The organism is Isoptericola sp. Y581, from assembly GCF_059445475.1.
Genome location: NZ_JCAIUK010000004.1, coordinates 122,904 through 149,168 on the forward strand (window position 1 = coordinate 122,904; position 26,265 = coordinate 149,168).

General features: G+C 73.2%; 23 protein-coding genes and 1 pseudogene. 12 read left to right on the forward strand and 12 right to left on the reverse strand.

From position 1 onward, the window contains the following. The first annotated feature begins 58 nt into the window (after positions 1-58). Positions 59-1,822, forward strand: a complete 1,764-nt coding sequence (locus AC1C2W_RS09105) for an ABC transporter ATP-binding protein (protein ID WP_495412936.1) — start codon at positions 59-61, stop codon at positions 1,820-1,822. Beyond that, on the forward strand, positions 1,819-3,573 hold the full coding sequence (locus AC1C2W_RS09110) for an ABC transporter ATP-binding protein (RefSeq protein WP_495388557.1): 1,755 nt from the start codon (positions 1,819-1,821) through the stop codon (positions 3,571-3,573). Before AC1C2W_RS09105 ends, AC1C2W_RS09110 begins: the two co-directional genes overlap by 4 nt. Before the next feature lie 77 nt (positions 3,574-3,650). Here AC1C2W_RS09110 and AC1C2W_RS09115 read toward each other — a convergent pair whose 3' ends face one another. Continuing rightward, a complete protein-coding gene (locus tag AC1C2W_RS09115; RefSeq protein WP_495388558.1) occupies positions 3,651-4,265 on the reverse strand; it encodes a GyrI-like domain-containing protein in 615 nt (204 codons plus the stop codon). Positions 4,266-4,320: 55 nt separating this feature from the next. After that, entirely contained in the window at positions 4,321-5,217 is an 897-nt protein-coding gene (locus AC1C2W_RS09120) for an SURF1 family protein (RefSeq protein ID WP_495412937.1), read from the reverse strand. A 188-nt stretch (positions 5,218-5,405) separates the two neighbouring features. On the opposite strand from AC1C2W_RS09120, the gene AC1C2W_RS09125 reads away from it, so the two are divergent. The 3 genes from AC1C2W_RS09125 to AC1C2W_RS09135 are packed head-to-tail and all read left to right on the forward strand — an operon-like array spanning position 5,406 to position 11,338. Next, entirely contained in the window at positions 5,406-7,898 is a 2,493-nt protein-coding gene (locus tag AC1C2W_RS09125; protein ID WP_495412938.1) for a phosphoketolase family protein, read from the forward strand. 30 nt (positions 7,899-7,928) lie between these two features. Beyond that, positions 7,929-10,055, forward strand: a complete 2,127-nt coding sequence (pta, locus tag AC1C2W_RS09130; RefSeq protein ID WP_495412939.1) for a phosphate acetyltransferase — start codon at positions 7,929-7,931, stop codon at positions 10,053-10,055. After that, complete coding sequence (locus tag AC1C2W_RS09135; RefSeq protein WP_495388562.1) at positions 10,052-11,338, forward strand: acetate/propionate family kinase; 1,287 nt, start codon at positions 10,052-10,054, stop codon at positions 11,336-11,338. The genes pta and AC1C2W_RS09135 overlap by 4 nt, the downstream gene beginning before the upstream one ends. 94 nt (positions 11,339-11,432) lie before the next feature. On the opposite strand, the gene AC1C2W_RS09140 is transcribed toward AC1C2W_RS09135, so the two are convergent. Beyond that, positions 11,433-12,005, reverse strand: coding sequence for a gluconokinase (locus AC1C2W_RS09140; RefSeq protein WP_495412940.1), 573 nt, complete (start codon positions 12,003-12,005; stop codon positions 11,433-11,435). Between the two features lie 144 nt (positions 12,006-12,149). On the opposite strand from AC1C2W_RS09140, the gene AC1C2W_RS09145 reads away from it, so the two are divergent. From AC1C2W_RS09145 to AC1C2W_RS09155, 3 genes are read left to right on the forward strand one after another with little or no spacing between them, the layout of a single operon-like run. Next, positions 12,150-12,872, forward strand: coding sequence for a FadR/GntR family transcriptional regulator (locus tag AC1C2W_RS09145; protein ID WP_495412941.1), 723 nt, complete (start codon positions 12,150-12,152; stop codon positions 12,870-12,872). Beyond that, entirely contained in the window at positions 12,869-13,804 is a 936-nt protein-coding gene (locus AC1C2W_RS09150; protein WP_495412942.1) for a DUF4031 domain-containing protein, read from the forward strand. Before AC1C2W_RS09145 ends, AC1C2W_RS09150 begins: the two co-directional genes overlap by 4 nt. A gap of 19 nt (positions 13,805-13,823) precedes the next feature. Further along, entirely contained in the window at positions 13,824-14,570 is a 747-nt protein-coding gene (locus AC1C2W_RS09155) for an enoyl-CoA hydratase (RefSeq protein WP_495412943.1), read from the forward strand. Here AC1C2W_RS09155 and AC1C2W_RS09160 read toward each other — a convergent pair. The 3 genes from AC1C2W_RS09160 to AC1C2W_RS09170 form a co-directional block, all read right to left on the reverse strand. Then, positions 14,567-16,189 carry a succinic semialdehyde dehydrogenase gene (locus tag AC1C2W_RS09160; RefSeq protein ID WP_495412944.1) on the reverse strand — a complete coding sequence of 541 codons (1,623 nt, stop codon included), beginning with the start codon at positions 16,187-16,189 and terminating at the stop codon, positions 14,567-14,569. The two genes, AC1C2W_RS09155 and AC1C2W_RS09160, sit on opposite strands and share 4 nt — an antisense overlap. Positions 16,190-16,310: 121 nt before the next feature. Next, positions 16,311-16,754, reverse strand: a complete 444-nt coding sequence (locus AC1C2W_RS09165) for a GNAT family acetyltransferase (protein WP_495388568.1) — start codon at positions 16,752-16,754, stop codon at positions 16,311-16,313. Next, positions 16,751-17,875 carry a GuaB3 family IMP dehydrogenase-related protein gene (locus tag AC1C2W_RS09170; RefSeq protein WP_495388569.1) on the reverse strand — a complete coding sequence of 375 codons (1,125 nt, stop codon included), beginning with the start codon at positions 17,873-17,875 and terminating at the stop codon, positions 16,751-16,753. The genes AC1C2W_RS09165 and AC1C2W_RS09170 overlap by 4 nt, the downstream gene beginning before the upstream one ends. Positions 17,876-18,004: 129 nt before the next feature. Between AC1C2W_RS09170 and AC1C2W_RS09175 the strand changes: the two genes are divergently transcribed. Continuing rightward, complete coding sequence (locus tag AC1C2W_RS09175) at positions 18,005-18,778, forward strand: exonuclease domain-containing protein (RefSeq protein WP_495388570.1); 774 nt, start codon at positions 18,005-18,007, stop codon at positions 18,776-18,778. Here the strand turns inward: AC1C2W_RS09175 and AC1C2W_RS09180 are convergent. The 3 genes from AC1C2W_RS09180 to AC1C2W_RS09190 all read right to left on the reverse strand — a co-directional run bounded on the left by AC1C2W_RS09180 (position 18,753) and on the right by AC1C2W_RS09190 (position 21,727). Next, positions 18,753-18,890, reverse strand: coding sequence for a hypothetical protein (locus tag AC1C2W_RS09180; protein WP_495388571.1), 138 nt, complete (start codon positions 18,888-18,890; stop codon positions 18,753-18,755). The genes AC1C2W_RS09175 and AC1C2W_RS09180 overlap by 26 nt on opposite strands. Before the next feature lie 122 nt (positions 18,891-19,012). Continuing rightward, entirely contained in the window at positions 19,013-20,530 is a 1,518-nt protein-coding gene (gene guaB / locus AC1C2W_RS09185) for an IMP dehydrogenase (protein WP_495388572.1), read from the reverse strand. Between the two features lie 72 nt (positions 20,531-20,602). After that, complete coding sequence (locus tag AC1C2W_RS09190) at positions 20,603-21,727, reverse strand: MerR family transcriptional regulator (protein ID WP_495388573.1); 1,125 nt, start codon at positions 21,725-21,727, stop codon at positions 20,603-20,605. A gap of 202 nt (positions 21,728-21,929) precedes the next feature. On the opposite strand from AC1C2W_RS09190, the gene AC1C2W_RS09195 reads away from it, so the two are divergent. Further along, on the forward strand, positions 21,930-22,220 hold the full coding sequence (locus AC1C2W_RS09195; protein ID WP_495388574.1) for a WhiB family transcriptional regulator: 291 nt from the start codon (positions 21,930-21,932) through the stop codon (positions 22,218-22,220). Positions 22,221-22,296: 76 nt separating this feature from the next. On the opposite strand, the gene groES is transcribed toward AC1C2W_RS09195, so the two are convergent. Further along, positions 22,297-22,593 (reverse strand): co-chaperone GroES, encoded by a 297-nt coding sequence (groES, locus tag AC1C2W_RS09200; RefSeq protein ID WP_495388575.1) that lies wholly within the window; start codon positions 22,591-22,593, stop codon positions 22,297-22,299. A gap of 211 nt (positions 22,594-22,804) precedes the next feature. Here groES and AC1C2W_RS09205 point away from each other — a divergent pair, with 211 nt between their 5' ends. Beyond that, the gene (locus AC1C2W_RS09205) at positions 22,805-24,031 is read left to right on the forward strand and encodes a class I SAM-dependent methyltransferase (RefSeq protein WP_495412945.1); all 1,227 of its coding nucleotides are present in this window, start codon (positions 22,805-22,807) and stop codon (positions 24,029-24,031) included. A 200-nt stretch (positions 24,032-24,231) separates the two neighbouring features. Continuing rightward, the gene (locus tag AC1C2W_RS09210) at positions 24,232-25,383 is read left to right on the forward strand and encodes a glutamate--cysteine ligase (RefSeq protein ID WP_495412946.1); all 1,152 of its coding nucleotides are present in this window, start codon (positions 24,232-24,234) and stop codon (positions 25,381-25,383) included. Between the two features lie 292 nt (positions 25,384-25,675). Here AC1C2W_RS09210 and AC1C2W_RS09215 read toward each other — a convergent pair. Both AC1C2W_RS09215 and AC1C2W_RS09220 read right to left on the reverse strand, forming a co-directional pair. Continuing rightward, positions 25,676-25,993, reverse strand: a pseudogene (locus tag AC1C2W_RS09215) (class I SAM-dependent methyltransferase); the annotation flags it as partial. Continuing rightward, a complete protein-coding gene (locus AC1C2W_RS09220; RefSeq protein WP_495388578.1) occupies positions 25,939-26,244 on the reverse strand; it encodes a hypothetical protein in 306 nt (101 codons plus the stop codon). The pseudogene AC1C2W_RS09215 and the gene AC1C2W_RS09220, both read right to left, overlap by 55 nt. Positions 26,245-26,265 lie beyond the last annotated feature (21 nt).

Here is a 26,265-nt window from a genome sequence, read left to right on the forward strand (position 1 = left end):
GGAACCCGTCCGGTTAATCCGTGGCCCGTGTCGGAGGGCGTTCGTAGGCTGGACGATCGTGCGCCCCCTCCCTCTGGCCGACGTCGGCCGGCCTCCCCTCGCGTCCCCCGCCCGGCTCCTGGCCTGGCAGGGGTGGCGCCAGCGCGACGTGCTCGCGAAGTCCCTGGTGGCGGGCGTGGTGGCGATGCTCGCGTCGGCCGCGGCGCCGCTGCTGATCGGCCGTGCCATCGACGAGGGCCTGAGCCGGGGCTTCGGCCCCGAGCTGTTCCTGTGGTGCGGGGCGATGCTCGCGGCGGCCGCGATCATCGTGGTCTCGGGCATCTTCAACCACATCTGGGACGTGGAGAACTGGGTGCGCGCCTCCCTGTCGTTCTCCCAGCTCATCGGCTATCAGGCGTCGCGCAGCGGGCACGCGATCACGCGCAAGCTGCCCACGGGCGAGGTCGTGGCCGCCGTGGCGAACGACGCGCTGCGCGTGGGCGACATGTTCTCCATGGCCGGCCGGTTCACCGGCGGCGTGCTCGCGTACGTCGTCGTGGTGGCGATCATGCTGTCCCAGCACGTGCAGCTCGGGCTCGTCCTGGCGCTCGGCATCCCGGTCGTCGCGCTGGTGCTCGGCCTGCTGGTCAAGCCGCTGCAGTCGCGCCAGACGACGCAGCGCGAGGCGACGGGCAGGCTCACGTCGCTCGGCTCGGACACCGTGTCCGGCCTGCGGATCCTGCGCGGCATCGGCGGCGAGGACGAGTTCGCCGCCCGGTACGCGCGGCAGTCCCAGGAGGTGCGCCGCCAGGGCGTACGCGTGGCCGTGCTGCAGTCGGTCCTCGACGGGCTGCAGGTGCTGTTGCCTGGCCTGCTCGCGGCCCTGGTGCTGTGGCTCGGCGCCCGGGCGGCCGTGCGCGGGGAGATCACGGGCGGCCAGCTCGTCACCTTCTACGGGTATGCGGCGTTCCTCGCCTGGCCCGTGCAGATGGCCACGCAGATGCTGCAGATGGTGATCCGCGCGGTCATCTCGTCGCGCAAGATCCTCGACGTGCTGCGGGTCACGGAGGCGACGCCGTCGTCCACCGACCCCGCCGACGCGCCCCCGGCCGGGTCCGACCTCGTCGACGAGGCGAGCGGGCTCGTGCTGCGCCCGGGCCGCGTGACCGGGCTGGTCAGCGCCGACCCGGACGCCTCGGCGGCCGTCGCGACGCGGCTGGGCCGGCTCGACGACGAGGCCGAGGCGGCCACGCCCGTCCGGCTCGGCGGCGTGCTGCTCGCCGACCTCGACAAGGACGCCCTCCGGCACCGCGTCGTGGTCTCCGAGGCCACGCCGCACCTGTTCTCCGGCGTGCTCGGCGAGGAGATCGACGCCCGTGGCCGCGCCACCGAGGCGGACCTGATGGCGGCCATGATGACTGCGGACGCGCACGACGTGCTCGACAGCGTGCCGGACGGCATCGCCGGCGAGCTGCCGGAGAAGGGCCGCTCGCTCTCGGGCGGTCAGCGCCAGCGCGTCGCCCTGGCGCGGGCGCTGCTCACCGAGCCGGAGGTCCTCGTGCTCGTCGAGCCGACCAGCGCCGTCGACGCGCACACCGAGGCGCGGATCGCCGAGCGCGTTGCCGAGGCCCGCCGCGGCCGCACGACACTGGTGGTCACCGCGAGCCCGCTCGTCCTCGACCACCTCGACGACGTGCTGCTCCTCGACGACGACGGCCGGGTGGCTGCGGGCGGCACGCACGCCGAGCTGCTCGCCCGCCGGGACGCGCACGGCGCCTCCTACCGGGCCGTCGTCGGCCGCAGCATGGCAGAAGATTCCGACCTGGAAGGAGCGGCGCGATGAGCGGCACCGCCAACCCGAACCTGCTCCCGATCGCCGACCGGGCGGAGGTCAACCGCACCGTGGGCCGGCTGTTCCGCCGGCACCGCGGCCAGCTCGGCGGCGTCGGCGTGCTGCACACGCTCGCGGCGCTCGCCGGCCTGGTCGGCCCGTTCGTGCTCGGTCGGATCATCGACCAGATCGCGGACGGCACCACGATCGCCGCGGTGGACGGGCTCGCCCTCGCGCTCCTGATCGCCGTCGTGGCGCAGGCCGTGATCACCCGGTACGCCCAGCGGCTGTCCATGGTGTTCGGCGAGCGGGTCTTCGCGGACCTGCGCGAGGAGTTCATGGACGCCGTGACCCGCCTGCCGCTGTCCGCGGTGGAGAAGGCCGGCACGGGCGACCTCGTCGCGCGCACCACGAACGACGTCAACAAGCTGCAGCACGCCGTGCGCTTCGGCGTCCCGCGCGTGCTCGTGTGCGTCGTGACGATCGCGCTGACGCTCGTGGCGTCGTTCCTCGCCTCGCCGCTCGTCGCGCTGGGGCTGCTGACCGGCGCCCCCCTGATCGCCGTGGCGACACGCTGGTACCTCAAGCGGGCCACGCCCGGGTACCTGCGCGAGTCGGCCGCGTACGCCACGATCAACGGCTCCATCACCGAGGCCGTCGAGGGCGCCCGCACCACCGACGCCCTGCACCTCGGCGCGCGCCTCCGCCGGCGGATCGACCGGGACCTGCGCGAGGCCTTCGACGCCGAGTCGTACACGCTGGGGCTGCGGCTGCGCCTCATCCCGGCGCTCGACGCGGCGGTCGCGATCGCGCCGATCGTCGTCATCCTGTGGGGCGGCTGGCTCGTCTCGCAGGACATGGTGACCATCGGCACCGTGGCGACCATCGCCATGTACGGCCACCAGATGGGCGGCTCGGTGTTCGACCTGGTGTTCTGGCTCGACGAGCTGCAGGTCGCCGCGGTGGCGCTGGCGCGCGTCGTCGGCGTCGGGCTCGTCGGCCCGGACCGCGTCGCGGGCACGGCGGTGCCCACGTCGGAGGACGTGCGGGCCCGCGCGGTGCGGTACGCCTACCGCGAGGGTCACGACGTCCTGCACGGCATCGACCTCGACCTCGGCCCGGGCGAGCGGCTCGCGGTGGTCGGGCCGTCGGGGGCCGGCAAGTCGACCCTGGGTCGCATGCTCGCAGGCATCCACCCGCCCACCGGCGGGTCGGTCACCGTGGGCGACGTGCCGCTCGTCGAGCTGCCCCTGGAGGACCTGCGCCACCACGTCGCGCTGGTCACCCAGGAGCATCACGTCTTCGTGGGCTCGCTCGCCGAGAACCTGCGCCTCGCCGACACGTCGGCGTCGGACGACGCGCTGTGGGAGGCGCTGGGCGCCGTCGACGCCCGCGGCTGGGCGGCGGCGCTGGACGACGGTCTGGAGACCGCGGTCGGATCGGGCGGGTACACGCTCACCCCGGCCCAGGCGCAGCAGATCGCGCTCGCGCGGCTCGTGCTGCTCGACCCGCACACGCTCGTCCTCGACGAGGCCACGTCGCTGCTCGACCCGCGAGCCGCCCGGCACCTGGAGCGGTCGCTCAACGCGGTGCTCACCGGCCGCACCGTGGTCGCCATCGCGCACCGCCTGCACACCGCCCACGACGCCGACCGCGTGGCCGTCGTCGACGGCGGGCGGATCACCGAGATCGGCCCGCACGACGAGCTCGTCGCCGCCGGCGGCGACTACGCCAGGCTCTGGCACAGCTGGCAGCACGAGTGACGCCGAGGTAGTCCCAAAATCGCCGAGGTAGTTCGAACTACCTCGGCGATTTTCGAACTACCTCGGCGATTTTGGGACTACCTCGGCGGGGCGACGGGCTGGCGGATGATCGTGCGCCACTTGTCAGGCGCCGCACGGCGCAGGTCGGACAGGTAGACCTCGTGGTGCAGCCCGCGCAGCCGCAGGCCCTGGGCGTCGATGAACGCGTGCAGCCGTTCGATGGTCTCCGGCTCGGTGGCGAACGGGCCGCGGTGCAGCACCTGCGCGGCGTCGCCCTCGTCGTAGCGCTCGAGGCGGACCCGGTCGGCGGCGGGCAGGTCCTTGTCGCGGCCCACGGCGGCCACGACGGTTGACGCGTCCACCTGGTCGACGGCGTCGGGCAGGCTGATCATCAGGGTCCAGCGCCACTCGTCCTTGGCATCCACGCTGAAGCGGCGTATGTCGTCCGCCCACCACAGCCCCTCGAGCGGCATGACGGTGTAGGCGTCCCCGGTGGTCTGCTTGATCGCCGCGCGCAGCGCGTACGCGAGCGGATACAGCGTCTCGACGGCCTCCCGGTACGCGGGCGCGGTGTTCGGGTCGCCCTCGCCGTCCACCATGAGGAACGGGCGGGGCCGGACGCCCAGCAGCGCCGGCGTCGTCGTCGCGCCGTACTGCTCGCGGAGCTCACGCTTCAGGTCGATGCTCACCATCGCCCCAGGATGGCCGCGGCCACCGACAAGATGCCCCGGGACGGACGGCCGCAGCTCAGCCGGGCAGCCCCGCGATGCCGGTCCCCACGGGATCGTCGTCCGCCTTCTGCCGTCCCCGGTGGGTGCCGGCAGCCTCGTCGCGCACGAGCCGCACCCACAGGAGCACCGCGAAGAGCCCGAAGACCCACCACTGCAGCGCGTAGAACAGGTTCTGCAGGTTGACGCCGTCGCCGCCCTCGAGGATGGGCCGGGGCAGCGGGACGGGCCCGCCGTCGGCCGCCGGGGTCTGCGCGGGTTCCGAGGACGTGAGCACCACGTACCCGGAGTAGATCGGCCCGCCCCAGGAGTTGACGAGCGCACCGGTGGCGATGGAGTCCACGAGCGGCGGGCCGTCGGAGTTCTCCGGCAGCGATCCGCCGCCTTCCTGGACGGATTCGGAGGCCTGCAGCCACCCCGTGACGCGCACCTCGCCGTCCGGCACGTCGAGCGCGGCGTCGCCCGGGTCCGGCGAGTCCACCCAGCCCCGCACCACGGGGACGACAGGCGCCCCGGACAGCGAGGCCCACGACTCGCCCCCGGAGCCGTCGTCCGTGACCCGCAGCGGCGTCAGCACCAGGTACCCGGTGCGGCCCTCCAGCGAGCGTCCGGCCACGAGCATCTGGCCGTCGGTCTCGTAGGTGCCGGTCACCCACGTCTCCTGCCCGACGAGCTCGCCGGGGAACGACGTCTGCGGTGGCAGCAGGTCGCCCAGCGCCTCGGGGCCATGAGCCACCGCCTCCGCGGCCTCCTGCTGCGCGGCGAGCTCCGCCCGCTCGTAGGCACGGTCGAGCTGCCACACGCCCAGCCGCGCGCACACGGCCGCGGCCAGCAGGAAGAGGAGCAGGATCCCGAGCATGCGGGGTCGGACGGCCACCGCCCAGAACGACCTGCGGGCGGGGCGGGGGCTGGACACGGCACCACCGTAATCGGCGCGCGGCCCTGCGACGGAATCGGTGCCGGCGGCACCTGACGGACTGCCAGATCGACGTCACGTCGATGACCCCGCCGGTCGTGCTGCATTCGGGTCCGGTGTGCGATGGAATGAGGGCGCAGACCGGGCAGCACCCCGCCGGCCGTCCCCGAGCTTCGCAGGAGCGTGTGATGAGCATCCCGTCCACGACCGCCAGCCCCACGCCGTGGCGCGCCACCGGCGTCGCCGATCTCCCGCCGGAAGCCATCGATCGGATCGACCAGTGGTGGCGGGCGGCCAACTACCTGTCCGTGGGGCAGATCTACCTGCTCAACAACCCTCTGCTGCGCACCCCGCTGACCCGCGACGACGTGAAGCCGCGCCTGCTGGGCCACTGGGGCACGACGCCCGGGCTCAACTTCCTGTACGCGCACCTCAACCGGGCGATCAAGACGCGCGAGCAGTCCACGATCTACGTCACCGGCCCCGGCCACGGCGGCCCCGGCCTGGTCGCGAACTCCTACCTCGAGGGCACGTACTCCGAGACCTACACGGACATCACCCCCGATGACGAGGGCCTGCGCCGCCTGTTCCGGCAGTTCTCGTTCCCGGGCGGCATCCCGTCGCACGTCGCGCCCGAGACCCCCGGCTCCATTCACGAGGGCGGCGAGCTGGGCTACGCCCTCAGCCACGCGTACGGCGCGGCCTTCGACAACCCGGACCTCCTCGTCGCGGCGGTGGTGGGCGACGGCGAGGCCGAGACCGGCCCGCTCGCCACGAGCTGGCACTCGAACAAGTTCATCAACCCGGTCAACGACGGCGTCGTGCTGCCGATCCTGCACCTCAACGGCTACAAGATCGCCAACCCGACCGTGCTCGGCCGCATCCGCGACGACGAGCTGCGCGACCTGATGATCGGCTACGGGCACACCCCGTACTTCTTCGTCGGCGGGTTCGACGGCGAGGACCACGCCGAGGCGCACCGCCGGTTCGCGGCGCTGCTCGACGAGGTTCTCGACCACGTCGCGCGCATCAAGCGCGAGGCGCACGAGGGCAACGACGAGCGCCCGGCCTGGCCCATGATCGTCTTCCGCACCCCGAAGGGCTGGACCTGCCCGCCCGTCATCGACGGCAAGAAGACCGAGGACTCGTGGCGGGCGCACCAGGTACCGCTCGCGAGCGCCCGGGACACGCCGGAGCACCTCGAGGTGCTGCGCGGCTGGCTCGAGTCGTACCGGGCGAGCGAGCTCTTCGAGGACGACGGCCGCCTGCGGCCCGAGATCGCCGCGCAGGCCCCGGTCGGCGAGCTGCGGATGAGCGGCAACCCGCACACGAACGGCGGGCTGCTCCTCAAGGACCTGCGGCTGCCCGACTTCCGTGACTACGCCGTGGACGTCTCGGCCCCCGGCGGCGGCATCGCGGAGTCGACGCGCGTGCTCGGGCAGTGGCTCACCGACGTCGTGCGCCTCAACCCCGACAACTTCCGCATCTTCGGGCCGGACGAGACGGCATCGAACCGCCTGCAGGCGGTCTACGAGGTCACCGACAAGCAGTGGAACGCGGACTTCTTCGGGCCCGACGTCGACGAACACCTGGCCCGCGCCGGGCGCGTCATGGAGATGCTGAGCGAGCACCAGTGCCAGGGCTGGCTGGAGGGCTACCTGCTCACCGGGCGGCACGGCCTGTTCACCAGCTACGAGGCCTTCATCCACATCGTCGACTCGATGTTCAACCAGCACGCCAAGTGGCTCAAGGTCACCAACGACATCCCGTGGCGGCGGCCGGTCGCGAGCCTCAACTACCTGCTGTCGAGCCACGTATGGCGCCAGGACCACAACGGCTTCAGCCACCAGGACCCGGGCTTCATCGACCACGTGGTCAACAAGAAGGCCGAGATCGTGCGGGTGTACCTGCCGCCGGACGCGAACACGCTGCTCAGCACCTACGACCACGTCCTGCGGTCGCGCCAGTACGTCAACGTGGTGGTGGCGGGCAAGCAGCCCGCCCCGCAGTTCCTGTCGATGGAGCAGGCGATCGCGCACTGCACCCGCGGCCTGGGCATCTGGGAGTGGGCGGGCACGGAGACGCCGGGCGAGGACCCGGACGTCGTGTTCGGCTGCGCCGGCGACGTCCCGACGCTCGAGGTGCTGGCCGCCGTCGACATCCTGCGCAGACGGGTGCCGGAGCTGAAGATCCGCGTGGTCAACGTGGTCGACCTCATGCGCCTGCAGGACGTGCACGAGCACCCGCACGGCCTGTCCGACCAGGACTTCGACACGCTGTTCACGGCCGACCGTCCGGTGATCTTCAACTACCACGGCTACCCGTGGCTGATCCACCGCCTCACCTACCGCCGCACCAACCACGGCAACATCCACGTGCGCGGTTACAAGGAGGAGGGCACCACGACCACGCCCTTCGACATGGCGATGCTCAACGACATCGACCGCTTCCACCTGGTGATCGACGTCATCGACCGGGTGCCGTTCCTGCGGTCGAAGGCCGCCGGGCTGCGCCAGGAGATGGTCGACGCCCGCCTCACGGCCCGCCAGTACACGCGCGAGCACGGCGAGGACCTCCCCGAGGTGCGCGACTGGGTGTGGCCGGACGCCGGCGACACGGCGACCGAGCAGGGTGGGCCGCAGTACGACGCCTCCGCCGCGACGGGCGGCGACAACGAATGACAGGTGACGACGAATGACAGGTGACGCCGCGTGACCGGTACGTCCCGCTCGATCTATATCGCCTCCCCCGAGGGCGAGACCGGCAAGTCCACGGTGGCGCTCGGCGTCCTGGACCTGCTGGTGCGGCAGGTCTCCCGCGTCGGGGTCTTCCGGGCGGTCTCCCGCGTGCCGTCGCGGCCGGCGTCGGACGCGGGCGGCGACGCCCCGCGCGACCACGTCCTGGAGATGCTCCTGGAGCACGACGGCGTGGACCTCGGCTACGAGGAGGCGGTCGGCGTCACGTACGACGACGTGCACGCCGACCCGGAACGGGCGCTGGCGCGCATCGTCGACCGCTACCACGCCGTCGCCGACACCTGCGACGCCGTCGTGGTGGTCGGCACCGACTACACGGACGTGACGGGCGCCACCGAGCTGGCGTTCAACGCCCGGGTGGCGGCCAACCTGGGCGCGCCGGTGCTGCTCGTCGCCTCGGGGCGGGACCGGACGACCGACGAGGTGCGCGCCCTGACGCGGCTCAGCGTCTCCGAGCTGCGCGCCAACCACGCCCAGCCGGTGGGCGTCGTGGTCAACCGCAGCGGCCCGGCGGTGCTCGCCGCGGGCGCGCCGGCGCTCGTCGGCGACCTGGACCTGCCGGTCTGGACCATCCCCGAGGAGCCGTTCCTGCACGCGCCGACGGTCGGCCGCCTCGCCGAGGCGGTCGAGGGCACGCTCATGCTGGGCGACCCGGACCTGATGGGCCGCGAGGCGCTGGAGGTGATCGTCGGGGCGATGTCGTTCGAGCACGTGCTCGACCACCTGTCCGACGGCGCAGTCGTCATCCTGCCGGGCGACCGCTCGGACGTGCTGCTCGGGCTGCTGTCCGCGCACGCGGCCGCCACGTTCCCGTCGCTGGCCGGCATCGTGCTCACCGGCGGCTACGTGCCGCGCGGCGTGATCGCGCAGCTGCTGTCCGCGCTCGGCCCCCGCGTCCCGGTCGTGGCGACCACCCTCGACACGTACCAGGCGGCACGACGCGCGGCCGAGACGCACGGCTACGTCACCGTGGCCTCGACCCGCAAGATCGACGTGGCGCGGGCGCTGTTCGAGCAGCACGTCGACGGCGCGGCGCTGCTGGCCCGTCTCGACCTGCCGCGCACGCCCGTGGTCACGCCCCTGATGTTCGAGTACGGGCTCATCGAGCGCGCCCGCGGCGACCGCCGCCGCGTCGTGCTGCCGGAGGGCGACGACGACCGCGTGCTGCGCGCCGCGTCGACCGTGCTGGCGCGCGGTATCGCGGACCTCGTGATCCTGGGCGACGAGACCCCGATCCGGGCGCGGGCCGCCGAGCTGGGCCTCGACATCGCGGCGGCCACCGTGCTCTCCCCCACCGACCCCGAGCACGTGGAGCAGTTCGCCGCCGAGTACGCGCGGCTCCGCGCCCACAAGGGCATGACGGTGGAGCGAGCGCGCGAGTTCGTCACCGACGTGTCGTACTTCGGCACGATGATGGTGCACCTCGGCCTCGCGGACGGCATGGTCTCGGGCGCCGCGCACACCACGGCGCACACCATCCGGCCGTCGTTCGAGATCGTGAAGACGCAGCCCGGCGTCTCGGTCGTGTCGTCCGTCTTCCTCATGTGCCTGCAGGACCGGGTGCTGGTCTACGGCGACTGCGCCGTCATCCCCGACCCGACTGCGGAGGAGCTAGCGGACATCGCCATCTCGTCGTCGGCCACGGCCGCGCAGTTCGGCGTGGACCCGAAGGTCGCGATGCTCTCGTACTCCACGGGCACCTCGGGGTCCGGCGCGGACGTGGACAAGGTGCGCTCCGCGACCGAGCTGGTCCGCGAGCGCCGTCCCGACCTGTCCGTGGACGGCCCCATCCAGTACGACGCCGCCGTGGACGCGTCCGTCGCGGCGTCGAAGCTGCCGGAGTCCTCCGTGGCGGGCCGGGCGACGGTGTTCGTCTTCCCCGACCTGAACACGGGCAACAACACGTACAAGGCCGTGCAGCGCTCGGCGGGCGCGGTCGCCGTCGGCCCGGTCCTGCAGGGGCTCAACAAACCCGTCAACGACCTGTCGCGCGGCGCGCTCGTCGCCGACATCGTCAACACCGTGGCGATCACGGCGATCCAGGCGCAGACGCCGACCGACCCGCAGGAGGTTCCCGCATGAGCATCGTCCCCGAGGCAGAGCGGTCCAACCCGTACAGCGCGTACGGGGCGCACGGGTCGGTGCTCGTGCTCAACTCGGGCTCGTCGTCGCTGAAGTACCAGCTCGTCAACCCGGTGGGCGGTGAGGCGATCGCGGCGGGCACGGTGGAGCGGATCGGCGAGACCTCGGGCGACTCGAAGGGCATCGTCACGCACACGTTCGCGGGCAACCGCACGCGCCGCGAGCTCGAGGTGCCGGACCACGGGGAGGCTCTGCGCCTCGCGCTGGGCATGTTCGCCGAGATCGGCCCGCACCTCGAGGACGCGGGGATCTACGCCGTCGGCCACCGGGTGGTGCACGGCGGGGCGGAGTTCTCCGGGCCGGTCGTCGTGGACGACGGCGTGGTGGACCGCATCGAGGCGCTGGTGCCGCTCGCCCCCCTGCACAACCCGGCGAACGTGCAGGGCATACGGGTGGCGCGCGAGCTGCTGTCCGACGTCCCGCACGTCGCGGTCTTCGACACCGCGTTCTTCCAGGGCCTGCCCGCCGCGGCCTACACGTACGCGATCGACCGCGAGGTCGCCGCCGCCCACGACGTGCGCCGGTACGGGTTCCACGGCACCAGCCACCAGTACGTGACCGGCAAGGTCGCGCGGGTGCTGGGCCGCCGCGTGCAGGACCTGCACACCATCGTGCTGCACCTGGGCAACGGGGCGTCCGCGTCGGCCGTGCGCGGCGGCGCGCCGATCGACACCTCCATGGGGCTCACGCCGCTGGAGGGGCTGGTCATGGGCACGCGCTCGGGCGACATCGACCCGGCCGTCGTGTTCCACCTCGCCCGCAACGCGGGCATGAGCATCGACGAGCTCGACACGCTGCTGAACAAGCGCTCGGGCATGCTGGGGCTGTCCGGCGTGAACGACTTCCGCGAGCTGCGCCGCCTCATCGACGACGGCGACGAGGCGGCCGCCCTCGCGTTCGACGTGTACATCCACCGGCTGAGGAAGTACGTGGGCGCGTACGCGGCGCTGCTCGGGCGGGTGGACGTCATCGCGTTCACCGCGGGCGTGGGCGAGAACGACCCGGCGGTGCGGGCCGCCGTCTGCGAGGGGCTCGCGGGCATGGGCATCGCCGTCGACCCGGAGCGCAACGAGGCCCGCCGTGGCGGGGAGCGCATCGTCTCCCCCGACTGGACGTCCACGCTGGTCATGGTCATCCCGACCATGGAGGAGCTGGCGATCGCGCGGCAGGCCGTCGAGGCCGTCGACGGGCGGAACCCGTCGTCGGCGGTCACCTCCGGCTGAGTGACGCCGACGCGCGGGCGGCATGTTCGGCGGCGGTGGTGAGCGCGGCCCTTCCGTGAGGGTCTGGGCCCGTCGGTCATGGAGTCATCCGGTCTCAGGAAGCGGAAGCGGTGAGCCACACGACGACGGACTCGACGAGCTCGGCCGGGGATGCGGAGACGTCGAGGGTGATCCCGTCCTCGTCCGGTCGGAGCGGTTCGAGCGTGGCGAGCTGGGACGGCAGCAGCGTCGTCGGCATGAAGTGCCCGGAGCGGTTCGCCATGCGTTCCGCCAGCAGGTCGGGGCTGCCCGTGAGGTGCACGAACCGGACGCGGTCGCGCGCCCGACGCAGCTCGTCGCGGTAGGCGCGCTTGAGCGCCGAGCAGGTGACGACCGCCGCGCGGTCGGCGTCGGACTCGGCGTCGAGCCACTCGCGGATGGCCTCGAGCCAGGGCGCCCGGTCGGTGTCGGTGAGCGGGGTGCCGGCGCTCATCTTCTCGATGTTCGCGGGCGGGTGGAACTCGTCCGCCTCCGCGAGGTCGTGGCCGAGACGGTCGGCCAGGAGGCCGGCGACGGTGGTCTTGCCGGAGCCGGCCACGCCCATGACGACGAGGTGGTCGGTGCCCGGCAGCCGCGACGTGCTGGTCACGCGGGCCTCCTGCGGTGCGTTCGCGACGACGGTGTCCATGTCGACTTCCTTGTCCCTGTGCTCGTGCCTGTGGCCGGGGCAAGCGGCCGTGACGTCGTCAGAGCATGCACCACTGGTAATACCTTTGCCAAGATTGGTGACACCAAACGACACCGGGCGGCGCCGCGTGGATAGGCTCGCCCCATGCCCCGTCCCTCCCTGCACGCCGCGGTGCTCGACTCCCTCGGGCTCGCGATCGCCGGCGGCGAGGCGCCCCCGGGCACGCCGCTGACGCTGGACGGGATCGGCGCGGAGCACGGGGTCTCGCGCACCGTCGCGCGCGAGGTGATGCGACTGCTCGAGGGCCTCGGGATGGTCCGCTCCCGCCGTCGGGTCGGTCTGGTCGTCCTCGGCATCGAGGACTGGAACGTCCTCGACCCTCGCATCATTCGGTGGCGGCTGCAGGGTCCCGGGCGCGACGCCCAGCTGCGCAGCCTCACCGAGCTGCGCCACGCCGTCGAGCCGCTGGCCGCCGCCGGCGCCGCCCGGCACGCCTCGCCGCAGGTGCGCGGCGAGCTGCTGGACCTGGCACGACGCATGCGGCCCACCGGCGAGGCCGGCGACCTCACCGAGTTCCTCGCCCTCGACGTCCGCATGCACGAGCTGCTGCTGCGCTCCAGCGGCAACGAGATGTTCGGCCCCCTGGCGGACGTCGTCGCCGAGGTCCTGGCCGGCCGGACAAACCTGGGGCTGATGCCCCCCTCGCCGGTGCCCGAGGCGCTGGACCAGCACGAGGCCGTCGCCCGCGCCGTCGCGGACGGCGACCCCGCGGCCGCGGAGGCGGCCATGTCCGCGATCGTGGGGGAGGTACGCCGGACCCTCACGCGCCGGGACCAGGAGCGGGACACCGAGCAGGTCCGCGCATGACGCTCCTCATCGACCCGCCCGCCTGGCCCGCGCACGGCACGCTGTGGTCGCACCTGGTCTCCGACACGTCGCTGCACGAGCTGCGCGCGTTCGCCCGTGCGCATGGTCTCGGCGACCGGGCCTTCGACCTCGACCATTACGACGTGCCCGCCGAGCGGCACGACACGCTCGTCGCGGCGGGCGCCGTCGCGCTGGACGGGCGGACGCTCGCGCGGCGCCTCGGCGCGTCGGTGCTGCGCGTCCCGGGCCGGGAGCGGCGGCGCGCCTCGCGCGCGGCGCTCCTCGACCGGTGGGGCCGCCTGTGGGACCCCCGCGCCGGCCCGCGGGTGCACGCCGTCGGCGTCGATCTCGTGGACCGCTGGCGCGAGCCGCACCGCGTGTACCACTCGCGCCTGCACCTGGCCGACTCCCTCGACGCCCTCAGCCAGCTCGTCGCCGACGACGCCTCCGGCTCGGGCTGGCACGCGGCCGTCGCGCTGTGGTTCCACGACGCGGTGCACGACGGCAAGGCCGGCAGCGACGAGAAGCGCTCGGCCGCGCTGGTCGGCACGCTGCTGGGCCCGCTCGTCGGCGGCGCGGGGCCGGCCGGGCGGGCGGCGGCGGTGTCGTCGCAGGACGCCGACGAGGTCGCGCGGCTCGTGCTCGTCACGACCGACCACGCGCCCACGGCCGAAGACCCCACCGGGGCGCTCGTCAGCGACGCCGACCTCGCGATCCTCGGCGCCGAGCCGACGCGCTACGCCCGGTACGCGGCCCAGGTGCGGGCCGAGTACGGCCACGTGCCCGACGACGCGTTCCGCACGGGCCGGGCGGCGGTCCTGGACCAGCTCGCGGGGCTGCCGGCGCTGTTCCGGACCGCCGCCGGCGCGACCCGCTGGGCCGGATCTGCCGGTCGGAACCTGCGTGCCGAGCGCGCCGCGCTTGAGCCCTGACGGCGGATATCGTCTCGGCATGACCGAAGACGTACTCACCAGCGTCGCTGAGGGCGTCGCCACGGTGACCCTGAACCGCCCCTCCAAGAAGAACTCGATCACCACCGCGATGTACGCCGCGCTGGCGGATGCGCTCGACGCCGCGGAGGCGGACACGGACGTCCGGGCCGTGGTGGTGCAGGGCGACGAGACCGTGTTCTGTGCGGGCAACGACATCGGCGACTTCGTCGACCGCCCGCAGGCCGGCCCCGACGACCCAGGGTTCCGCTTCCTGCGCACGATCGCGCGGTTCCCGAAGCCCCTCGTCGCGGCCGTGTGCGGCCCGGCCGTCGGTGTCGGCGCCACGATGCTGCTGCACTGCGACCTCGTGTACGCCGGCGAGGGCGCGACGCTCCTGTTCCCGTTCGTAGACCTCGGCCTGGTCCCCGAGGCGGCGTCCAGCCTCCTGCTGCCGCGGGTCGTCGGCCACCAGCGGGCCGCGGCCGCCCTGATGCTCGGCGAGCCGATCCTCGCCGCCGCGGCGCTCGACGCCGGGCTGGTCAACCGGGTGCTGCCGGACGCCGAGGTGCTCGGCTTCGCCCGCGCGCAGGCGGCCCGGCTGGCCGCCAAGCCCGTCGCGGCGCTCGTGGAGACCAAGCGGCTCCTGCGGGCCGGCACGCAGGCCGCCGTGCTCGACCGGATCGAGGACGAGGGCGCGGTGTTCACCCGCCTGCTGGGCGAGCCCGCGGCGCAGGCTGCCCTGAGCTCTTTCCTGACCCGCCCCTAGGGCAGGCGCAGCCGCCGCATCGCGCCGAGGGCGACGGTGAGCACCCGGCTCGGGGTCTCGCCCCCGAGGGTGTACAGCGTGTCGAGGGAGACGCCGAGCCGCGCGCCGCGCTGGGCGGCGACGGTCTGCACCTCGGTCATCGCCTCGATCGCCTCCCGCCCGTGCCGGCGGCCCAGCCCGGAGGCCTTGAACCCACCCATCGGCGCAGCCGCGGACGCCCACGCGGAGGCGTACCCGTCGTTGATCACGACGGTGCCGGCCTCCACGCGCGCCGCCAGGCGCCGCGCCCGCCCGACGTCCGCGGACCAGATGCTCGCGTTGAGCCCGAACTCGGTGTCGTTCATGACGCGCACGGCCTCGTCGTCGGACGCCACGCGCGTCACCGCGACCACGGGCCCGAAGGTCTCGTCCGTGGCGCACAGCGCGTCCGCGGGGACGTCGTCGAGCACGGTCGGGGCGTAGAAGAACGGCCCGACGTCAGAGCGGTGCACGCCCCCGACGAGGGCGCGCGCGCCCTTGGCGAGCGCGTCGTCCACGTGCTCGATGACGCGGTCGAGCTGCGCCGCGGAGACGAGCGAGCCGACGTCCGCCGTGTAGTCGAGCCCCGTCCCGAGCGTCAGCTCGCGCACCGCGGCCGTGAACCGCTCCAGGAATGCGTCCGCGATCTCCTCGTGCAGCACCAGCCGCTCGATGGACATGCACAGCTGGCCGGCGTTGGAGAAGCAGGCCCGCACCACGCCCGGCACCGCCGAGTCGAGGTCCGCATCGGCCGCCACGTAGAGGGGGTTCTTGCCGCCCAGCTCGAGCGTCGCCCCGATGAGCCGTTCGCCCGCGCGCGCCGCCACCTTGCGACCCGTCGCTGTCGACCCCGTGAACACGACGTGGTCCACGTGCTCCACGAGCGCCGCGCCCACGTCGCCCCCGCCCGTGACCACCAGGAACAGGTCCTCCGGCAGCCCCGCGTCCTCGAGCACCTCTGCCACCCACAGGGCCGAGAGCGAGGTCTGCGGGTCCGGCTTCACGACGACGGCGTTCCCGGCCAGCAGGGCGGGCACCGCCTCGGAGAGCACGAGGGTCAGCGGGTAGTTCCAGGGCGTGATCGCGCCGACCACACCCACGGGACGGCGGTGCACGCGGACGCCGGTGAGGAGAGGCAGCATCCCGGGCTCACGACGGTCGGCCAGGTAGGACGGCCCGCCCACCGTGTAGTGCCGGCAGACCAGCGCGATGTCCGCGACCTCCTCGAAGGCGCCGCGCCGCGACTTGCCGGACTCCATCTGGATCAGGTCGAGGATCTCCGACTGGCGCCGCAGCACGATCGCCCCGAGGCGGTCGAGCACCGCCACGCGCTCCCGCACGGGAGTCCGCGCCCAACGCTCCTGCGCGTCGCGCGCCCGCCGGACGGCGTCCGTCACGTCGTCCGTCGACGACAGCGGGAACGCGGCGAGGGGAGCACCCGTGAAGGGCAGCATCGAGCGGTGCGTCCCTGCAGCGTGCGAGGTCACGATGCGCCGCGTCAGCGGCTCCACGACGTCGGGCTCCAGGACATAGGTGGCGGCTGGCAGCTCGGGGTCGAGGAGATCCTCGAGAGCTCCTTCGCCCTCGTGCGCGGTGGACATGGCCGACACCATACGCGGACCCGGTGTCACCAGGGCAACCGTCGTCCAAGGTTCGCCGGGCCGTTCGCTCTCAGCGCGACCGGGAACGTTTCCGGCCCCCGGGCGCGACGGCGGGCGGCCGCTACAGGTCGCGGCCCAGGACCACGCAGTCGGAGTCGGTGTATCCGAGCGCCTCGTAGAACCCCAGCACGCCCTCGTTCCCGTGCCGCACCATGAGGCGCATCTTGCGCACGCCCCGCCGGCGCAGCCAGTCCTCGGCCGCGCCCATCGCAGCTCGACCCAGTCCCCCGCGCTGCACCCCGGGGCTGACGGCCAGGTAGTAGACCCACCCCCGGTGGCCGTCGTAGCCGACCACGGCGGACGCCACCACCTCGTCCTCCCCCGCGGCGACCAGGACGGTCGACGTCGGGTTGGTCCGGGCATCGGCGATGTCCAGGTGCGGGTCGTTCCACCGCCGGGTCAGCCCGCAGGCCCCCCACAGCGTGACGACCTGCTCGACGTCGCCGTCCTCGATCTCCCGGAACGCGACGTCGAGCGCGTCCCGGGTCGTGGCGCCGGTGGTCATCGCGGCTGGTAGGGGGACACGACGACCTCGACCCGCTGGAACTCCTTGAGGTCCGAGTAGCCGGTCGTGGCCATGGCCCGGCGCAGGGCGCCGACCAGGTTGAGGGTGCCGTCGGCGGTGCCGCTGGGCCCGAACAGGATCTGCTCGAGCGAGCCGGCCGTGCCGACCTCGACCCGCTCGCCGCGCGGCAGCACCGCGTGGTGCGCCTCCGGACCCCAGTGCCAGCCCTGACCCGGCGCCTCCGACGCACGGGCGAGCGCGGCGCCGAGCATGACGGCGTCGGCCCCGCACGCGACGGCCTTGACCACGTCGCCCGAGCGGCCCACGCCGCCGTCGGCGATGACGTGCACGTACCGGCCGCCCGACTCGTCGAGGTAGTCGCGGCGCGCGGCGGCGACGTCGGACACGGCGGTCGCCATGGGGGCGTGGATGCCGAGGCCGACGCGCGTCGTGTGCGCGGCCCCGCCGCCGAAGCCGACGAGCACGCCGGCCGCGCCCGTGCGCATGAGGTGCAGCGCCGCGGTGTAGGTGGACGCGCCGCCGACGACGACGGGCACGTCGAGCTCGTAGATGAACCTCTTGAGGTTGAGCGGCTCGGCGTTGCCCGAGACGTGCTCGGCGGAGACCGTGGTGCCGCGGATGACGAACAGGTCGACGCCGGCGTCGACCACCGTCTGATAGTGCTCCTGCGTGCGCTGCGGGGACAGGGCCCCGGCGACCGTGACGCCCGAGGCGCGGATCTCCTTGAGGCGCTGCGTGATCAGCTCGGGCTTGATCGGCTCGGCGTAGATCTCCTGCATGCGCTGGGTCGCCTGCTCGGCCGACAGGTCGCGGATCTCGGCGAGCAGCGGCTCGGGCGACTCGTAGCGCGTCCACAGGCCCTCGAGGTCGAGGACGCCCAGGCCGCCATGATTCCCCAGCGCCACCGCGGTGTCCGGGCTCATCACGGAGTCCATCGGCGCCGACATGATCGGCAGCTCGAAGTGGTAGGCATCGATCTGCCACTCCACGGAGACGTCCTTCGGGTCGCGCGTGCGCCGCGAGGGCACGATCGCGATGTCGTCGAAGGAGTATGCGCGGCGGCCGCGCTTGCCACGTCCGATCTCGATCTCGTTGCTCACCGGACCAGGGTACCGGCGCGGCCCCGGGACGGTCGGGCCCGTCCGGCACGGCGCGGCTGTCGGTGGCCGGTGGCACAGTCCGTGCCAGGTCGAGGCCGGCAACGAGGCCCCGCCGGGAGGGCAGTGAGCATGACGAGGCACGGAGCGCAGCACACGGGGTGGTCGAGCGACCCCGTGCTCGGGTTCGACACCGAGACCACGGGCCTCGACGTCTGTCACGACCGCATCGTCACCGCGGCCCTCGTGCTCCGGAGCCCCGGGCAGCGCACCGACGTGCGCACCTGGATCCTCGACCCCGGCGTCGAGATCCCCGCGGAGGCCGCCGCCATCCACGGCATCACCACCGCGCACGCCCGGGCGGCCGGGCAGGCGCCCGGCACGGCGCTCGAGCAGATCGCGACCACGCTGGTCGAGCACGTCCGCCGGGGTGCGCCGCTCGTGGCGTACAACGCCTCGTTCGACCTCTCGCTGCTCGACGCCGAGCTGGCCCGGCACGACCTCGCCACCGTGCCCGAGCGGCTCGGCCGCCCCGTCTCCCCCGTGATCGACCCGCTCCAGCTCGACCGCTGGCTCGACGGCTCGCGGGAGGGCAAGCGGCGGCTCGGCGACCTGTGCGCCCTGTACGAGATCGAGGGCGTCGGCAACCTGCACACGGCCGACGTCGACGCGCTCGCCACGCTCGACGTGCTCGACGCGCAGCTCACCCGGCACCCGCACCTGCGGAGCGTCGCGCTCGAGGCCCTGCACGCCGCGCAGGCGGGGGTGCACCACGACTGGGCGGAGCGCGTCAACGCCGAGCGCGCCGCGCTGCACGACGGCCGCCCGCCGACGTCGACGGCCTGGCCGTCCCAGCCGGCGCCGGCGGTCACCGAGTCGATCAGCCCGACCCTGCGCGCCGGCTGACGACAGCGGGCACCGGCTCCTGGCCGCGCCAGGCGGCCGCGCGGTGGTCCACGCCGAGCAGCACGTTCCAGTACGCGTTGTGCGGCCGCACGAGCCCCGGCGGCCCGGGCACGCCGGTGGCGTCCCAGGTGTCCGAACGACCGGAGCGAGCTGTGCACCAGCACGATCGACGGCGGGTTTCACGGGCATTCGAGCCTGTCGAGACCCGGGCCTCGACAGGCTCGACCGGCGTCGTCAGAAGCCGGTGTAGTTCGGCGCCTCGACGGTCATCTGCACGTCGTGGGGGTGGCTCTCCTTGAGGGAGGCGGAGGTGATCCGCACGAACCGGCCCTTGGCCTGCAGCTCCGGCACGGTGCGGGCGCCCACGTAGAACATCGACTGGTGCAGGCCACCCACGAGCTGGTGCGCCACGGCGTTGAGCGTGCCCTTGTACGGCACCTGCGCCTCGATGCCCTCGGGCACGATCTTGTCGTCGCTGGTGACCTCGGCCTGGAAGTACCGGTCCTTGGAGAACGACTTCTTGCCGCGCGAGGACATGGCCCCCATCGAGCCCATCCCGCGGTATGCCTTGTACTGCTTGCCGTTGACAAGGATCGTCTCGCCCGGCGCCTCCTCGGTGCCGGCCAGCATCGAGCCGAGCATGACCGCCTCGGCCCCCGCGACGATCGCCTTGCCGATCTCGCCGGAGTGCCGCATGCCGCCGTCCGCGATCACCGGGATCCCGGCCTCGCGCGCGGCGAGGGACGCCTCGTAGACGGCGGTGATCTGCGGCACGCCGACACCCGTGACGATGCGGGTGGTGCAGATCGAGCCCGGGCCCACGCCGACCTTGATGCCGTCGGCGCCCGCGTCGACGAAGGACTGCGCGCCCTCCTTGGTCGCGACGTTGCCGCCGATCACCTGCACGTGCCGGGTGGCGGGGTCGGTCTTGAGTCGGCGGACCATGTCGACGAGCATCGCCACGTTGCCGTGCGCGGTGTCCGCGACCAGGACGTCGACGCCCGCGTCGACCAGGGTCGTCGCCCGCTCCCACGCGTCGCCGAAGTAGCCGATCGCCGCGCCCACGAGCAGGCGCCCCTGCCCGTCCTTGGAGGCGTTCGGGAACTGCTCGGACTTCACGAAGTCCTTGACGGTGATGAGCCCAGCCAGCCGGCCCTCGTCGTCCACCAGCGGCAGCCGCTCGAGCTTGTGCTTGCGCAGCAGGAGCGTCGCGTCGTCGCGCGCGATCCCCGCCGGTCCGGTGATGAGCGGGGCGGGGGTCATGACCTCGGAGACCTTGGTCGTGGCCCACTCGGCAACGGGGGTGAAGCGCAGGTCGCGGTTGGTGACGATCCCGGTCAGGCGACCGCCCGCGTCGACCACCGGGAACCCGGAGATGCGGTACTCCCCCGCCCGCTTGTCGAGCTCCTCGAGCGTCGCGTCCGGGCCGATCGTCACCGGGTTGGAGATGATGCCGGTCTGCGTGCGCTTCACGAGGTCGACCTGGTACGCCTGGTCCTCGATCGACAGGTTGCGGTGCAGCACGCCGATGCCGCCCTGGCGCGCCATCGCGATCGCCATCCGGGACTCGGTGACGGTGTCCATCGCCGCGGAGACCAGCGGCACCCGCAGGGAGATCTCGCGGGTGAGGCGCGAGGTCGTGTCGATGTCCGTGGGGGCCAGGTCCGAGTAGCCCGGCAGCAGCAGCACGTCGTCGTACGTGAGGCCGAGGAATCCGAACGGGTCGTGCGCGGGCGAGGTCGAGTCCGTCATGTCAGGAGTCTACGTTCCCGAGGTCGCCGATATTCCGGCCCGAGGCGCCGTCGGAGGCCGGGGTGGCGGACCTCACGCCACGACGGCGAGCGCCTCGTGCAGCATCGCGGTGAAGGACCGGACGCGCTGCACCGTCGCGGCCAGGGGAAGCTCGCTCGCCGCGTCGTCACGACGCAGGCTGACGATGATCGGGAGCTCGGAGAAGCCGTCGTGCACCGCGTGCACGAGGTCGAGGTCGGGCCGCCGCTGCGCCGTGGCGAGCACAAGGGCCGCGGGCCGCACCATCGTCACGAGCTCGAGCGAGCGGTGCGTGCTCGCCGGCCCGGTCACGATCCGCGCGGTCGCCCCCTTGGCCGTCAGCGCCGCGGCCAGTGCGTGCGCCGACAGCGGGACCACCTCGTCGGGGGCCGCGAAGATGAGCACGATCTTGCGCATCCGGCTGGGGTGGTTCGCGGGCGGCGCGCCGCCCGCGACCATCGCCCGCTCGAACGCCTCGGTGAAGTCGCGCAGCGCGCGCAGGGCCGCCGTCGCCAGGACCACCTCCGGGACCGCGCCCGGTCCGGCGAGCACCGTCCGCTGCGCCACGCGCTGCCAGGCGGGCTCGGCGACCTCCGTCCACCAGACTGCCGGGTCGCCCTGCGCGGACAGGGCCAGCAGGTCGTCGCAGGACGCCTGGTCGTAGGCCAGGGCGGCGTCGACGACGGCGGACACGAGCCCGGAGGCGCTCCGCCCCGGAGCCGCGCTGGACGTCGCCGGGGAGCGCTCACCACCGCCGGGGAGCGCCCGCAGGTGGGCACGACCTGACCGCGGAGGGTCGCTGTCGGCCGGGCGGGCCGGCCGCTGCTCGTCGTCGGGCTCGCGCGCCGTGTCACCGGCGTCGGAAGCCTTCGCGGCGGCCTGCTCGGTGGCCTCCTCGAGCTCCTCGACGCCGGCCTCGAGCGCCGCGCGGGCGGCGTCCACGGGCGCCACGCCCTCGAGCGTGAGGCGGCGCATCACGAGCAGGCGCGCCACGTCCTCGGGCGTGTAGCGACGGTGCGATCCCGCGGTGCGGGCGGACGGGCCGAGTCCGTAGCGACGGTCCCACGTGCGGAGGGTCGCCGGGGCCACCCCCAGGCGCCTGGCGACCGCCGCGACGGCGAGGCCCGGGCTCGACGCGCGAGACCCGCCCCCGCGAGGGGCGGGCCGGGATGAGGTCATGGCCTCGATTCTGCCGAGAGGACCCGGGGGTCGCCACTGCGCAGCCGGGCGCGCCGCGATCCATCTCACAGACGCACGTCAAAGCCGGTCAATGCCGGCCGAACCGATTCACACCGGGAGGCGGAAGTTGAACACTGAACCATTAACCTCGTCACACAACTGCACCTTGAACAACTTCTGCACAACTTGTAGGTTGTTCGGCATGACGGAGATCTCAAGACTTCCCGGCCCTGTGATGGAGCTGTGGGAGTGGCAGTACCAGGGTTCGTGCCGCGACACGGACGACACACTGTTCTTCCACCCGGAGGGTGAGCGTGGATCGACCCGCCGACGGCGGGCCGAGGCGGCCAAGGCGATCTGCAGTTCCTGCCCCGTCATGCTGGAGTGCCGAGAGCAGTCGCTCCAGGTGCGCGAACCCTACGGCGTGTGGGGCGGGCTCAGCGAGGACGAGCGGTCCGCCATCCTCGCCGGCACCTCCCGCAAGACCGGCTGAGAGCCGCCGGAATCTGTCATGACGCACGAAGGCCCCGCACCGATCTCGATGCGAGGCCTTCCGCGCTGGCTCGTCGTCAGGCGACGACGACCGCGAGGACGTCGCGCGCGGAGAGGACGAGGTAGTCCTCACCGGCGTACTTGATCTCGGTGCCGCCGTACTTGCTGTAGATGACCTTGTCACCGACCTTCACGTCGACGGGGACACGGTTGCCCTTGTCGTCGAAGCGACCCTCGCCCACGGCCAGGACCTCGCCCTCCTGGGGCTTCTCCTTGGCGGTGTCCGGGATGACCAGGCCGGAAGCGGTCGTGGTCTCGGCCTCGATGGCCTTGACGACGATCCGGTCCTCGAGCGGCTTGATGGGGACCGACACGTCGGACCTCCTTGTTTCGCTGTGCATGGATGGACTGAGGTCGCGCCCAGCGGCTGGCCGTCGTCGCGGGTGCCGGTTACAGCCTGCGGTCGCTGACGACAAATCTAGGCAGCCGTTAGCACTCTGACAAGTCGAGTGCCAATAATTCACCGAGAGCGTCGCGCCTGGTGCTCGTCCCCGACCCGGCGGCGACGCCTGAGACGATGGCCCGATGGACGCCGCCTCCGTGAGCAAGCTGCTGAGCCCCGAGGGCTGGGCACTGCTCAACGCCCTGCCGCCGTACGACGAGAAGACGGCGATGGCCCTCGCCACGCGGCTGCGCGCCGACGGCGTCGACCCCGATCTCGCGGCCGCCGCCCTCACGCAGTCCCGCCTGCGGGCCAAGGCCCGTGCCAAGCTGGGCGACTTCGCCGACGGGATGCTCTTCACCCCCGAGGGTGTCGAGCAGGCGACGCGGCTGGTGGTCGCGGCGGTGCACGCCCGGCGCTACCTGGAGGCCGGGGTCACCAAGGTCGCCGACCTCACCAGCGGCGTCGGCGCCGACGCACTCGCGTTCGCCGGCGTCGGGCTCCGGGTGCTTGCGGCCGACGTCGACGAGATGACCGCCGCGATGGCCACCGTCAACCTGCGCCACTTCCCCGAGGCCGAGGTGCGGCACGCCGACGGGCTCGGTCTCGACCTCGCCGCCGAGGGGGTCGACGGGATCTACGCCGACCCCGCCCGCCGCACGCGCGGTGGCAAGCGCGTCTTCGACCCGGCCGCCTACGCTCCCCCGCTCGACGCCGTGTGGGCGCTGCGGTCGCAGGTCCCGGCACTCGGCATCAAGGTCGGGCCCGGCATCCCGCACCAGGGCCTGCCCGCGGACGCCGAGACCCAGTGGGTCTCGGTGGACGGCGACGTCGTGGAGGCCGGCCTGTGGTTCGGGCCGCTCGCCCCCGACGGGCCCGGCCGGTCCGCCCTCGTGCTCTCCTCGGCCGGCGGGACGACCACGTCGCGCACGTTGCGCGCCGACGGCGACCCGGCTGACGTCGTGCCCGCCGTGGGGTCCGTCGGCGCGTACCTGTACGAGCCGGACGGCGCCGTCATCCGGGCAGGGCTCGTGGCGCACGCCGCCGCCGAGCTGGGCGGGCGGCTCGTGGACCGCACCATCGCGTACGTCACCACGGACCAGCCCGCCGCCCCGCCGCCCGCCGGCCGGGCGCCGCTGGCCACCGGCTACCGGGTGCTCGACGTCATGCCGTTCAACCTCAAGCGGCTCAAGGCCTACCTGCGCGAGCGCGGCGTCGGGCGGCTGACGATCAAGAAGCGCGGCACCGCCGTCACGCCCGAGCAGCTGCGCGCACAGCTCTCGCCGAAGGGGGACGCCGAGGCGACGCTCGTCCTCACGCGCGTCGCCGGCGCGCAGCACGTGCTCGTCGTCGAGCGCCTCGCTGGTTGAGCGTGCCAGAACCCGCTGGTCGAGCCTGTCGAAACCCCCTGGTCGAGCCCGTCAGTACTCGCTGGTCGAGCCTGTCGAAACCCCCTGGTCGAGCCTGTCGAAACCCCCTGGTCGAGCCCGTCAGTACTCGCTGGTTGAGCCTGTCGAAACCCGTGGTCTCGACAGGCTCGACCGGTGGACTCCGTGGAAGCATGGCCCGTATGGTGCTGGAATTCGCCGCCTCCGACCGGTCGAGCGTCGGGCTCGAATGGGAGCTCGCTCTGGTCGACGCCGACGCCGGCGACCTCCGACAGGTGGCGCCCGCGGTTCTCGAGGCGGTGGCGGACGACGTGCGGCACCGCTACGTGAAGCCCGAGTTCCTGCGCAACACGGTCGAGGTGATCAGCGACGTGCGGCGCACCGTGCCCGAGGCGATCGCCGACCTCGAGCGCGGCATCGCTGCCATCCACGACGCCACGGGCCCGATGCGGGTGGACCTCATGGGCGCGGGCACCCACCCGTTCGCGCACTGGTCCCAGCAGAAGGTGACGGACACGGAGCGGTACGCGACCGTCGTCGACCGCGCCCAGGTCGTCGGGCGCCAGCAGATCGTCTACGGCGTGCACGCGCACGTGGGGATCGAGGACCGTGCCAAGGTGCTGCCCATCGTCAACTCCCTGCTGGTGTACCTGCCGTACCTGCAGGTGCTGTCTGCGTCGTCGCCGTTCTTCGGGGGCGACGACACGGGCTACGCGTCGATGCGGACCATGATCTTCCAGCAGCTGCCCACGGCCGGGCTGCCGTACCAGTTCGCCGCGTGGAGCGAGCTCGAGCGGTACGTGGACGACATGCTCCACACCGGGGTCATCGACGACTTCACCGAGGTGCGCTGGGACATCCGGCCGGCGCCTCAGTTCGGCACGATCGAGGTGCGCATCTGCGACGGCACGTCGAACGCCTTCGAGCTGGCCGCGCTCGGCGCGCTGGTGCACTGCCTCGTGGAGCACCTGTCGGGCCTGCTCGACGCCGGCCGGCTGCTGCCGACGATGCCGCCGTGGTTCGTGCACGAGAACAAGTGGCGCGCCGCCCGGTACGGGATGGACGCGATCATCATCCTCGACCAGGCCGGCGAGGAGGAGCTCGTCACCGACGCCCTCCCCCGCCTGCTCACGACCCTCGAACCCGTGGCGGGACGCCTCGGCTGCACCGTGGAGCTCGAGGGCGTGCGCGAGATCGTGCGCCGCGGCGCGTCGTACCAGCGTCAGCGGGAGGTGGCCCGGGCCCACGGCGGCGGGCAGGACGCCCTCGAGGCCGTGGTGGCGTCGCTGGTCGCCGAGCTGCGCGCGGGCAGGCCGCTGCCCGCGGCAGGCTAGCTACTCCCGCGCGAAGTCCCACACGATGAGCACGGGCGCACCGGCGTACGCCGCGCGGGTGGCCGCCTCGACCCACGGCATCATCTCCCAGACGTTCGGCGGCCTGGACGGGTCCTCGAACGTCAGGTCGCCCGTGGGGTCGCACCAGCCCCGCGGGCAGCGCCGCCTGCAGGTACTCGCTCGTCTCGTGCCGCCAGTTCGGGATGTACCCGAACTCGCCGTCCGCCCCCTCGACGAGCGGGTAGAACGGCGAGCCGACGAAGTACCCGCGGGTGTCGGAGACGACGAGGCGTCCGCCGGGGCGCAGCACGCGCGCCAGCTCGGCGAACACCGGGCCCAGGTCCCGCACGTGGCAGAGGGAGAGCGTGACGAGCACGAGGTCGGCAGAGGCGTCGGGCACCGGGAGGTCGGACAGGTCGGCCTGCGCGAACCGGGCACCCGGCACCTTGGCGCGGGCGATCGCAAGCATGTCCGGCGAGGTGTCGAACGCCAGCACCTCGTGCCCCTGCTCGACGAGCCACTGGGTGTGCCGGCCCGTGCCGCACGCGGCGTCGATCACCACGCACGGCTCGGCCCGCTCCAGCAGCGGCCGGACGAGCGGCTCCTCCATCCCCAGAACCCGTTCGGGCCGTCGTAGCGGGGCGCCCAGTGCCGGTAACCGTCCTGGGTGGTGATCGGCGGCACGTCGTGGCCGTCGCCGAACCGGTCGCCGGCGTCGAGCAGCGCACGCACGTCGGCGAGCCGCGCCTCGACGAACGCGCGGTCGTGCTCGCCGGCGAACGCACGCATCAGCGCGACCCCCTCGAGCCCGACGAGGTAGGCGAGCGGGTGCTGGTAGATGCTGCGGCCGGCGGAGCTCACGACCGGCACGCTAGCGACGCC

Coding starts and splice junctions, on each gene's coding strand:
- AC1C2W_RS09110 (WP_495388557.1), top strand. CDS start 1,819: ATGAGCGGCACCGCCAACCCGAACCTGCTCCCGATCGCCGACCGGGCG.
- AC1C2W_RS09190 (WP_495388573.1), bottom strand. CDS start 21,727: ATGACCTCATCCCGGCCCGCCCCTCGCGGGGGCGGGTCTCGCGCGTCG.
- AC1C2W_RS09160 (WP_495412944.1), bottom strand. CDS start 16,189: ATGTCCACCGCGCACGAGGGCGAAGGAGCTCTCGAGGATCTCCTCGAC.
- AC1C2W_RS09150 (WP_495412942.1), top strand. CDS start 12,869: ATGACGCTCCTCATCGACCCGCCCGCCTGGCCCGCGCACGGCACGCTG.
- AC1C2W_RS09140 (WP_495412940.1), bottom strand. CDS start 12,005: ATGGACACCGTCGTCGCGAACGCACCGCAGGAGGCCCGCGTGACCAGC.
- AC1C2W_RS09155 (WP_495412943.1), top strand. CDS start 13,824: ATGACCGAAGACGTACTCACCAGCGTCGCTGAGGGCGTCGCCACGGTG.
- AC1C2W_RS09115 (WP_495388558.1), bottom strand. CDS start 4,265: ATGGTGAGCATCGACCTGAAGCGTGAGCTCCGCGAGCAGTACGGCGCG.
- AC1C2W_RS09175 (WP_495388570.1), top strand. CDS start 18,005: ATGACGAGGCACGGAGCGCAGCACACGGGGTGGTCGAGCGACCCCGTG.
- AC1C2W_RS09205 (WP_495412945.1), top strand. CDS start 22,805: ATGGACGCCGCCTCCGTGAGCAAGCTGCTGAGCCCCGAGGGCTGGGCA.
- guaB (WP_495388572.1), bottom strand. CDS start 20,530: ATGACGGACTCGACCTCGCCCGCGCACGACCCGTTCGGATTCCTCGGC.
- AC1C2W_RS09165 (WP_495388568.1), bottom strand. CDS start 16,754: ATGACCACCGGCGCCACGACCCGGGACGCGCTCGACGTCGCGTTCCGG.
- AC1C2W_RS09145 (WP_495412941.1), top strand. CDS start 12,150: ATGCCCCGTCCCTCCCTGCACGCCGCGGTGCTCGACTCCCTCGGGCTC.
- AC1C2W_RS09195 (WP_495388574.1), top strand. CDS start 21,930: ATGACGGAGATCTCAAGACTTCCCGGCCCTGTGATGGAGCTGTGGGAG.
- AC1C2W_RS09135 (WP_495388562.1), top strand. CDS start 10,052: ATGAGCATCGTCCCCGAGGCAGAGCGGTCCAACCCGTACAGCGCGTAC.
- AC1C2W_RS09210 (WP_495412946.1), top strand. CDS start 24,232: ATGGTGCTGGAATTCGCCGCCTCCGACCGGTCGAGCGTCGGGCTCGAA.
- AC1C2W_RS09125 (WP_495412938.1), top strand. CDS start 5,406: ATGAGCATCCCGTCCACGACCGCCAGCCCCACGCCGTGGCGCGCCACC.